The 10,051-nt window shown below is 48.5% G+C and carries 10 protein-coding genes and 1 pseudogene; 3 read left to right on the top strand and 8 right to left on the bottom strand.

Features of this window, described 5'->3' with window-relative positions; genetic code table 11:
• Positions 1-378: 378 nt before the first annotated feature.
• Positions 379-1,029, top strand: coding sequence for a PAQR family membrane homeostasis protein TrhA (trhA, locus tag ACRCZA_RS13585; RefSeq protein WP_438674948.1), 651 nt, complete (start codon positions 379-381; stop codon positions 1,027-1,029).
• Positions 1,030-1,085: 56 nt separating this feature from the next.
• On the opposite strand, the gene ACRCZA_RS13580 is transcribed toward trhA, so the two are convergent.
• The 8 genes from ACRCZA_RS13580 to ACRCZA_RS13545 form a co-directional block, all read right to left on the bottom strand.
• The gene (locus ACRCZA_RS13580) at positions 1,086-1,895 is read right to left on the bottom strand and encodes a tRNA (adenine(22)-N(1))-methyltransferase TrmK (RefSeq protein WP_438674947.1); all 810 of its coding nucleotides are present in this window, start codon (positions 1,893-1,895) and stop codon (positions 1,086-1,088) included.
• A 103-nt stretch (positions 1,896-1,998) separates the two neighbouring features.
• A complete protein-coding gene (locus ACRCZA_RS13575; RefSeq protein WP_438674946.1) occupies positions 1,999-3,006 on the bottom strand; it encodes a class I SAM-dependent rRNA methyltransferase in 1,008 nt (335 codons plus the stop codon).
• 157 nt (positions 3,007-3,163) lie between these two features.
• Entirely contained in the window at positions 3,164-4,396 is a 1,233-nt protein-coding gene (arsJ, locus tag ACRCZA_RS13570) for an organoarsenical effux MFS transporter ArsJ (protein ID WP_438674945.1), read from the bottom strand.
• 180 nt (positions 4,397-4,576) lie between these two features.
• Positions 4,577-5,587 carry an ArsJ-associated glyceraldehyde-3-phosphate dehydrogenase gene (locus ACRCZA_RS13565; protein ID WP_438674944.1) on the bottom strand — a complete coding sequence of 337 codons (1,011 nt, stop codon included), beginning with the start codon at positions 5,585-5,587 and terminating at the stop codon, positions 4,577-4,579.
• Positions 5,588-5,803: 216 nt separating this feature from the next.
• Positions 5,804-6,040: a thioredoxin family protein gene (locus ACRCZA_RS13560; RefSeq protein ID WP_438674943.1), complete on the bottom strand. Its 237-nt coding sequence runs from the start codon at positions 6,038-6,040 to the stop codon at positions 5,804-5,806.
• 10 nt (positions 6,041-6,050) lie between these two features.
• The gene (locus ACRCZA_RS13555) at positions 6,051-7,049 is read right to left on the bottom strand and encodes a permease (protein ID WP_438674942.1); all 999 of its coding nucleotides are present in this window, start codon (positions 7,047-7,049) and stop codon (positions 6,051-6,053) included.
• Positions 7,050-7,147: 98 nt separating this feature from the next.
• Positions 7,148-7,492, bottom strand: a complete 345-nt coding sequence (locus ACRCZA_RS13550) for a metalloregulator ArsR/SmtB family transcription factor (protein WP_438674941.1) — start codon at positions 7,490-7,492, stop codon at positions 7,148-7,150.
• Between the two features lie 190 nt (positions 7,493-7,682).
• Positions 7,683-7,967: an ArsR/SmtB family transcription factor gene (locus ACRCZA_RS13545; protein ID WP_438674949.1), complete on the bottom strand. Its 285-nt coding sequence runs from the start codon at positions 7,965-7,967 to the stop codon at positions 7,683-7,685.
• A gap of 282 nt (positions 7,968-8,249) precedes the next feature.
• On the opposite strand from ACRCZA_RS13545, the gene ACRCZA_RS13540 reads away from it, so the two are divergent.
• Positions 8,250-9,251: a permease gene (locus ACRCZA_RS13540; RefSeq protein ID WP_438674940.1), complete on the top strand. Its 1,002-nt coding sequence runs from the start codon at positions 8,250-8,252 to the stop codon at positions 9,249-9,251.
• A gap of 40 nt (positions 9,252-9,291) precedes the next feature.
• Positions 9,292-10,051, top strand: a pseudogene (locus ACRCZA_RS13535) (glutathione synthase); the annotation flags it as partial.

The following is a 10,051-nucleotide window of genomic DNA, read 5'->3' as shown; positions in this document are numbered from 1 at the left end:
AATCGTTGCCTGAGTTAATCCAGACTGAGCATTGTGTAACCCTTGCAAGCCAGATGAAATTTGCATGATGATGACTCTTAGGCGATAAACTACCCGCGCAATTATTCATCAACCTTGCCTCAAAGTACAGGGCTTAGTACAGAGCTTTAGCCAACCCAGCGCCTTGAGCCGCGAGGTCTGCTATTTTCGCCAACCACTCACAAGCTTTACCAAGCGAATCATTCTCCACACAAAATTAAGCTTACAACTGTAAGCTTAAATGTGGCACTTTTAATTCGTGGCTGGTAGACTCATGCTCATCAATGACCTTGGCGGATTGCGCTGCAACAGCTACCGAGGGATAGCTGGGCGATTTAGCCCAAATGAGGAACGCAAATCTTGACAAAATACTATGTAAATACCAGTGGTTATAGCTTAGCTGAAGAGATGGCCAACAGCGTATCCCATGGCTTAGGCGTGATCGCAGGCCTAGTGGCGTTAGTACTGATGCTCTTGAAAGGGGCTGACCACCTTAATAGCATTCAACTAACAGGTGTTATTGTTTATGGCGCAAGCATCATAGTACTTTTTTTATGTTCAACGCTATATCATGGCGTGAGCAATACCAAATGGAAGCATAAACTCAAAATTGCCGATCATTGTGCGATCTACTGCCTTATCGCTGGCACTTATACTCCGCTAATGCTGATCACCCTGCAAGGCATGCAATCGACCGTGATCCTCACGGCGATTTGGTCCTTAGCCATCGGCGGTATTTTATTTAAAACGCTTTTTATTCATAAATTTAAAAAACTGAGTATTGGGCTATATCTGGCGATGGGCTGGTTATGTGTCACCGTGATTGGTGATTTAACAACCGCCATGAGTGAACTTGGATTTAATCTATTGATTTTAGGTGGGTTATTTTACACATTGGGCGTCATTTTTTATGCGGGTAAACGCATTCCCTTTAATCATGCGATTTGGCATCTCTTTGTGCTAGGTGGCGCGCTCAGCCATTTCTTATGTATTTATCTCACCGTCATATAAGCTTACGCCCTATTCGCATGTAGACGTCCTATCGAATTTAGACGTCACAGTCGCATTTATACGTCGCACTCGCATTGGGCCTGCTGAGTGAGCAGCGCTAACACCTGCCGATAATCGGCGAGGAGCTGGGCCTTATGGGGCAATTTGTGCTCAGGAATGCGTTGGTAATGGGCGATGATAGTATGGAGATGCTGCTGCGCCCTGCGATTTTGCGCTATTGATAATCCTTGCCACATCTGCATGCCTGCCGCACTGATCTGTCCTGCCGCTGCGTCAACAGCGGTATGCGCATGGGTAGAAACGTCCGCCGCGGCTGACTTATCGTTCACCCAAAGCAAGTGCAAAATTTCATAATAGCGACCATTATCTTCGAGCCACGTTTCGGCTCGCAGCCGTAAGCCTAAGCGTCTCATGGCACTGCGCACATAATAATGGTGATGAACGGGACACAAAATAAATTCGAGCGTGATGTTTGCTTGACGCCTCGCTTGGCGTGCCACAATCGCCTCAACAAGCTCAACCAACAGCTCGCCGCCGACACCCGCAATAATCACCAAGTGCTTAGCATTATCCGCCAAAGGGATCTCTGCCACATCCATACAATGGACTTGCCACCTTGGCAACGATGAGCCAAGGGGATTGTTATCGCAATGCTCTGAACGATCCTCAGGAAAAAACCGCCGTAAATTATCCGTGAGTTGGGCCATGATTGGCGCCGCGCAATCGACAAAATGGATCTGCGCGGCCGCTTGGCGCTTAAGCAGCGACATGCCGAGTAAGCCATGATCACAGCAACAATCCCATAGATGATCATAAGGTTCACAGATAAGACGGTCTAACTGTTGTAAACGATGACTAATTTTCATATCAGGCGGCACAATTGAGCGGTTTTGAGATGACACTTCAATGGTGGCCATGACAACCACAACTGAAGTAGACGGGGTAAAGGTCAATATTGGATGTTTAAGGTCAATGTAAGGTCAAGGCCACGATTTTAAGGGGATGATTATCATCAAAGGACGGGAAATCCTCATGGGGATCCAGCCATTGATGGGATGTTACCCTTCTTCCTTGCTTCTCAACGCAACGAACTAAACTCGCAAACCAGTCTTGGCGATCAACTTTTGCCACATTATTGCAGGCAACTATGGTGCCCCCGACTTTAGTGGCTAATAATGCAGGCTTAAATAAACCTTGATAATCATTGATTAAATCGACGATACCAAAGGCGCTCTTGGCATAACGAGGGGGATCGAGAAAGACCAAATCAAACTGAGTAGCGGCTAACTTAGGATAATGTGGCAACTTTTGCTTGCGTCTGCCGCCAACCGCTAAACCAGCCAATTGCCGCAACGCCGGAAAAGCATCGCTTTGCACAAACTCACACACGCCAGCAACCTGATTTAATGCCGCATTGGTGTTACCCGCCGCCAGAGCGAAGGATGAAAAATCCACATTCATCACCCGCGTTGCGCCGCCCATCGCCGCAGCCGTCCCAATGCCACAGGTGTAAGAAAATAAATTAAGCACCGTTTTATCTTGGCTATGTGCTCGTACATATTCACGGCCAATACGCATATCAAGGAATAATAAGGGATCTTGACCTTCGTGCCTGAGTTTACTGGTAAACTTGATGCCATTTTCCAGCATCACCTGCTCGGCATCGGCGAACGCTTGTAACTCGGGGGATAAGGCATTTAACACCCGTGAATGGCCAAGGGAGCGATCGTTATAAATTATCGGTAACGCAGCCGTCTGCGATAACACAGTGTCAATCTCGCGAAGCTCATCCTCAGTCAACGTTTGATGAAAACTCTGTACTAACCAAGCATGACCGTAACGGTCAATATTCAAACCATTCACGCCTTCGACCGTACCGTGAAACACCCGAAAACAGTCAGTTTGCGCCATGGCGGCTTGATGTAAAAAAGCCTGACGTTTGGCTAACGCCGCAGATAACAGTGTTTGAATAGACATAGAACAAGACTCGGGCAGCACCAACCAATCGATCGATGCCTTGGCATCACCGACGGTTAAAAATATAAGAAAACGCGATAATAGCAGACTCGCGTGCCCGATATGGGATTAATTGATTTAATTGCGCGCCGTGGCACGATAATCGGCACCACCAAGCTCAAATCGGGCGAGGATGGCGTGGCAGCTGACGCGAGACCACCGCGGCCAAGGCAATTAAGCAAGCCGAGATCCATAAACAAGCCTCCAAACCATAGCGCTGATATACCCAACCCGACAGCACAGTGCCAAGCAGCCGGCCCATGGCATTGGCCATATAGTAAAAGCCCACATCTAAGGACACACCATCTTCTTTGGCGTAACTGACAATAAGATAACTGTGTAAGGAAGAATTAATGGCAAACACGATACCAAAGAGGATCAATCCTCCCAGCAGTATTATCTCCCCCGTCATCATCTTGCCCTGGACGGGATAATCAAGCCCAAGCGCAATGGCCACAGGCACCAGTGTTAAACCAGCCGCCCACGCAAAAGCATTGCGGCCATCAGGCACCTTGCCGACCTCTTTCGCCACTGAGGTTGCACCGGTTAAGCGCGGCGCCAGTGCCTGCACCATGCCATACCCTATCACCCACAACGCTAAAAAACCGCCAACCTGGCTAGGCTCCCAGCCTAAGCGTTCAGCCAAATACACTGGCAAAGCCACCACAAACCACACATCGCGGGCGCCAAACAGGCACATCCGCGCCGCTGAAAGCGTATTCACGGCAGGGCTTTTAGAGAACATCTCAGTAAATTTAGGTTTATTTTTAGCCTTACCGACATCACCCTTAAGCATTAACAGGCTAACAACCCACACTAGCAGCAACATGAGCGCCATGCCCATGACTGCATAGTGAAAGCCAAACAGGGCCAATAGCGCGCCCCCGAGGAAAAATCCGACGCCTTTTAAGGCATTTTTAGATCCCGTGAGCAAAGCAATCCAGTTATACAACTCCCCCTGCGCCTCCTTGGGCACGAGCAGTTTGATCGTGCTTTTGGCGCTCATTTTATTGAGATCCTTCGCAATACCCGACAGCGCCTGCGCCGCCATCACCCAAGGTACCGTAAGCATCGCGCTCGGCAAGAGCAGCATACAAAGGGCGGCTATTTGCAAAAATAGCCCTATATTCATGGTGTGATTTAATCCTACACGCGCCGCGAACCAGCCCCCCACTAAATTGGTGATGACCCCAAACAGCTCATAAAACAAAAAGAGCATCGCAATTTGCAGCGGGCTATACCCCAAAGCATGAAAATGCAGCACCACTAACATGCGCAGCGCACCATCGGTAAGGGTAAATGCCCAATAGTTTCCTGTCACAAGCAAATACTGGCGGATCTGGGGTGTCATCTAAAAAGTGCTCCTCGCAACTTGGCGCAGTTAGCCTAAGTTAGCACCGCTGAGCCAGCTCAGTTAACTCGGCACAACTCCGTTAACTGAGAACCGCTCAGTCAGATAAACTTAGCCATAGTTGCTATTTAAATACCTAATTGCTATTCAAATACCTAGTTTCTATTTAAATAGAAAGACTTATGCCTTATCCATTAACCCCACCATCCGCGCCAATTCGACCGTACGATTTGCATAGCCCCATTCGTTATCGTACCAAGCGTACAGCTTAACCTGAGTGCCATTGATGATCATGGTCGATAACGCATCAATAATGCTCGAGCGCGGATCGGTTTTATAATCCACCGAGACTAATGGACGCTCTTCATAACCTAAAATGCCTTTTAGCGGTCCCTCTGCGGCCGCTTTTAATAGGCGATTAACCTCAGCCTCGGTAGTTGGGCGACTCACCTCAAACACACAATCGGTTAAGGAGGCGTTAGCGAGGGGAACACGCACCGCATGGCCATTAAGTTTACCTTTAAGTTCTGGAAATATATGGGTAATCGCCGTCGCTGAGCCGGTTGTCGTCGGGATCAAACTTAATCCGCAGGCCCGCGCTCGGCGAAGATCCTTGTGGGGCGCATCCAAAATAGTTTGGGTATTGGTGATATCGTGAATGGTCGTCATTGAGCCGTGCACTATCCCTAACTGCTCGTGGATCACTTTAACGATTGGCGCCAAGCAGTTGGTGGTGCAAGAAGCGGCGGTGACAATCGGATGCAGGGCTTTATCATACTGTTGCTGATTCACCCCCATCACCACATTCAACACCCCTTCCTCTTTCACGGGCGCGGTGACCACGACACGTTTAACACCTTGATCCAAATAAGCTTGTAGCACTGCTTTGGATTTCATTTTGCCCGAGGCTTCAATCACAACATCACAGCCCGACCAGTCAGTTTGGGCAATCGTCTGGTTGTGTGTGCATAGGATGCGCTTGCCGTTAATCATCAGCGTATCTCCCTCGGCATGCGCCTCGTGCTGCCAGCGGCCATGCACCGAATCGAAGGTCAGTAGATGCGCCAAGGTAGGCGCATCGCCCGCCGGATCATTGATCTGCACAAATTCAACCTCATCCCAGTCCCACGCGGCACGCAGGGCTAAACGTCCCATACGACCAAAGCCATTGATCCCAATTTTAATTGTCATAGCACCGTCCTTCTCACTGCGTGTTACACACTGTATGTTGTTCAGGTTTTACATTCAGAAATTAATCTATATCGGTTAAGCTCGAGCACCGCGCCCTAGCCTCGCAACTCCCCCTGCGGAAAGCTAAAACAGATAGCCAGCACCGATACATAACACTGTGGCACTCATGTTTGCCAATAAGATGACTTTTTTAGCAAAAGGGGCCACGCGTGGGGCTTACTCGGCGAGCCAGCTTTCAATCATCTGCCGAGTTGGAATAGAGCCCCAATGCACCACTTGCTCATCGATCACCACGGCAGGTGTGCTCATAACGTGGTAATTCATGATGGCTTCAGGACGCGTCTCCTTTTGCAGCGCAATCTCCATGCCCTTCTCCTTGGCGATAGTTGCGATGATCTCAGCGGTTTTGCTGCATTTAGTACAGCCACTGCCTAACACTTTAATATTTTTCATTGGGAACTCCTTACAATATGGGACTGAGCCCGTTAAATATCCAACCGACTAAGGTGAATGAAATCAATAAAATGGCAAAGACAATTGCCAATAATCGCCACTGCATCACCTGCTTAAGCAAAATAAATTCGGGGAAACTTGCCGCCACCGTCGACATACAAAATGCCAGTGTTGTCCCTATGGGTAAGCCATGCTGCAACAGACTCTCCATAACCGGAATGATCCCTGTCGCGTTCGAATACAGTGGAATGCCAATCAGGACTGCCGCAGGGACTGACCACCATTGGCCGTTACCAAGGTGAGTTTCAATCCAACCGGCAGGGACAACGCCATGGAGCGCTGCGCCAAGTCCAACGCCTATGATGACCCATTTCCACACTCGACCAAAAATATCTAGGGTCTCACCTTTTGCAAAGGCATGGCGCTCAGCCAATGTCATGGCGTTGGCCGCCGAGCGAGGCCCAATCGCGCTGTTCCCTTGAGCCCTTGCATTGGCCAATGCCTTCGCGGCAAAAGACTGCAACCACCGCTCGGCGCGGATCAGATCTAAAAACGCCCCGGCGAGCATTCCCACTGACATGCCAACCAGCACATATATCAGCGTAAATTTCCAGCCCAATAAACTGAGCAGCAATAACACGGCCACCTCATTGATCAAAGGAGAGGTGATAAGAAAGGCCATGGTGATCCCAATCGGGATCCCCGCGCTGGTAAAACCTAAAAATACCGGAATACTCGAACATGAACAAAATGGCGTCACCGCACCAAAGCCCGAGCCCATAAAGTAACCGACCACAGGATGTTTGCCCGCCAAATAATCCCGCACCCGCTCCACATTGAGTGATGCCCGCACCAAGGCAATCACATAAATCATCACTAACAGCAGTGCAAAAATCTTAGTGGTATCTTCAATAAAAAAATGTACCGCATCGGCAAGCGCCGTCTTAGGCGTCAACCCCATGATCTCAAAGGTTAACCAACTCGCAAAACTTGAGAATATGTCTAACATTCGCTCATCTTCCCGTTAGTGGTAGGCGATACGCCAGCAATTGACGCTGGCGCCATAAATATATGAAAAAACGTATATTAAAAGCGAAATTTTTTTAATTAACAGCAGGCAGCTGCCCGCTCAGGACGGCTACCCATCATGTTCAAATTACGCATGTTTTCTTGCAAAAATACCCGATTTTCACGGGTCACTGCGGCTAACACCAACAGACTCCATTGGGGTAAATCGGCATTGATCCGATAAAACATCCATTGCCCCTGGCGGCTCGCCACCAATAAACCGCATTGGCGTAACTGGGCTAAATGGCGTGAAATTTTTGGCTGAATATCCTGCAGGGCAGCGGTTAACTCACAGACACATAACTCCCCTTCTTGCTGAATGAGCATCAAACAGCGCAAGCGAGTTTCATCGGCCAAACATTTAAAAAATTGGGTTGGATCCATTATGCCCCCCTTTCATCGACTGTGAGCTAAGTTAGGTGTGGTTATGCCGCATGTGCGCTGTTTACGTCAATAAAACTATATATGAAAAATCATATATGTGAAATAGGTTAGATAAATCTCACCCAGCAAAAGCCAATGCCACGCTTTAGCCAATATCTGCAACTCGCTTTAGCCAATATGCGCACTCGCCCTAGCCTGTGCAACATTGGTCCTGTAAAAAATGCACCAATCCCTGTAATAGCGCATAATCCGGGACGCAATATAACACTCGTCCCTCCCGCCGTTGTGAAATCACCCCCGCAGACATCAAGGCGCTAATATGGTGCGAAAGCGTTGAAGCGGGGATCTGCAATTGCTCCTGTAATTGCCCCACGGCAACGCCCGCATAACCGCCTTTCACTAAGATGCGAAATAGTGCTAGGCGTGTAGGATGGCCTAACTCCTTTAAAACTTTCGCGGCATCTAACACATCCATCTCAGCAGGCTTAGTCTCCGAGATGGCGGTATCTGAGAGGGAGTTTTGTGCAATTGTCATATCGACCTCAATCGGCTTAATTCACTCGATAATATCAAAAATAGCTTAAGCTTCGCGAGCTTAACCGTCCATCGTCAGTCGTATTTGAGTGAAACACGCTGCCATTTATGCACCAACGATAAACCTAATATTTCGATAATTCCAGAAATAATTATTGCACGACAATTGAAACGTAACTATTATTCCAGAATATTCGAAATGATTAATTGTTGAGGTGATAAAATGCCTGCAGAAGTACTGGAAATGTTAACCGAAACGGCCAATATGTTCGTTTTTCTGGCGATTGAGCTTACACTGCTCTATCTCGTTATCAGCTATCTCGTTGGCGTAATTCAAGAATTTATCACTCCAGCCAAAGTTCAAGCCGTACTTAGCTCGCGCAACGGCAAAGGATATGTGATCGCTGCACTCCTTGGCTCAATCACGCCATTTTGTTCATGTTCGACCATTCCCTTCTTAAAAGGATTACTCCGGGCGCGGGCGGGATTTGGCCCCATGATGGTGTTTTTATTTGCCAGCCCATTACTTAACCCAATGATTATTGGCTTATTTATTGTGACGTTTGGTATTAAAGTGGCACTATTCTATTTTACAATGGCGCTGGGCGTATCTGTGATTGCAGGATACTTATTAGAAAAATGGGGATTTGAGCGCTATGTCCGCCAAGAGGCCTACGCATTAACGCAGCCAACCATAAGTTGTTGTGGCACAACACCGGCGGTAATCCAAACCTCATGCTGTGCCACTAAGCCAGTAACATCCACTTCAGCCTGCTGCGTCGACACCACCGCCGCACAACCACAGCCAAAGCGCGTGCTGCCTTGGCTTACCATTTGGCGCACGACTTGGAAGGACTTTAAGCAAGTATTACCTTATCTTATTGTCGGTATCTCATTAGGTTCCTTGATTTATGGCTTTATCCCAACGGATTTGATTGTGCAATATGCTGGCGAGGCCACTTGGTACGCTATCCCCATTGCCGCCGTGATTGGCATTCCCCTTTATATTCGTGCCGAGGCCGTGATCCCGCTGAGCGCCGCATTGGTTCAAAAAGGGATGGCCATGGGCTCAGTGATGGCCTTAATCATCGGCAGTGCTGGTGCGAGTTTAACCGAAGTGATCCTGCTCAAAGCCATTTTTAAAAAACAGATGATCGCGGCGTTTTTAAGCGTTATTTTAGGCATGGCGATAACGACAGGGCTTTTATATCAATATGTAATGTAATGCGTTATAAATTAAATCCACTCCGCTTTAAGGGATGAACATGAATGCAATGATTAGCCAAAAATGCAAAGATGACGCCATTGAATGGGCACTCACCCATGGCATGGCCTTTAAGGCCACGCCCTTCTGCGCAACTCATGTGCCTTTTACTTTCAGCCCCACACCCATCAGCCAAACGCACTTTGCCTATTTAACTCATGCGGTGCAGTTGCTCGGAAAGCTCATTGATAATGTGTCGGAAAATAATGCACTCATCCAAGAGGTGATCCAACCTATCACGCCCAGTGAGCCCTTTTTTGCGGCGCTGCTTAAGCTGCACCAGCAAATCCATTTCAGCGATGTCCCTGCGCGGCGTGTACCACTACTTATCATGCGCAGCGATTTTATGGACGATCGCGATCTGGGTCCACAACTTATCGAGTTTAACGGGATTGCCGCCGGCATGGGGCCCTTCGGCCAACGGGTGCAACAACTCCATGATTATTTACAGCGGCAGTGGCAGCTTCCGATGGGAGAGCTGGTTGAAAATCATGCCATATCGGAGCTAGCGAACGGTATTGCCTATGCCACTTTTAATATAAAACATGGGTTTGCCGATCCGGGGCCTGCACGGTTCTTGATGATAGTCCAAGACCATGAGGACAATGTGTTTGACCAGCATTTACTTGAGCTTGCCCTGCAACAACGGGGCATTGAAACCCATCGCAGAAGTTTTAGCGAGTTACAGGGCCAACTGCGCACAGGCCCATCCCATCGGCTCATACTCGATGCTGTCGGCACCATTGATACCGTTTACCTGC

Source organism: Shewanella sp. (genome assembly GCF_051658185.1).
Classification (GTDB): Bacteria; Pseudomonadota; Gammaproteobacteria; order Enterobacterales; family Shewanellaceae; genus Shewanella.
The sequence above is the reverse complement of the archived record's forward strand: the minus strand, read 5'-3'. Positions and strand labels throughout refer to the sequence as shown.